The sequence below is a fragment of the Halomonas borealis genome, from assembly GCF_004798905.1.
GTDB classification, from domain to species: Bacteria; Pseudomonadota; Gammaproteobacteria; order Pseudomonadales; family Halomonadaceae; genus Halomonas; species Halomonas borealis.
The window spans coordinates 1-248 of record NZ_SDMO01000110.1 but is presented as its reverse complement, the minus strand read 5'-3'; the positions used below and the strand labels follow the sequence as shown (position 1 = coordinate 248).

At 30.6% G+C, this 248-nt stretch carries 1 protein-coding gene; it reads left to right on the top strand.

Features of this window, described 5'->3' with window-relative positions:
* A partial coding sequence (locus ETC07_RS15370; RefSeq protein ID WP_438590668.1) for a tRNA (adenosine(37)-N6)-threonylcarbamoyltransferase complex transferase subunit TsaD occupies window positions 1-248 on the top strand: 248 nt, incomplete at both ends.

Below are 248 nucleotides of genomic sequence, written 5' to 3'. Positions count from 1 at the left end.
AGCCCAGAAATTATGTTTTCATATTCTGGTTTAAAAAATGCAGTAAGAATGAAAATAGAAAAACTTGAAAATAGTGAAACTGGTCTTAGTGAACAAGATAAATATGATGTATGTGCCTCTTTTCAAAAAACAGCAGTCGCTCATATTATGCAAAAAACAAAAAAACTATTTAAACAAAAAGCTCCAAAAAACTTTGCAATTGTTGGTGGGGCTAGTGCCAATATATATCTACGAACACAAATCGAAGA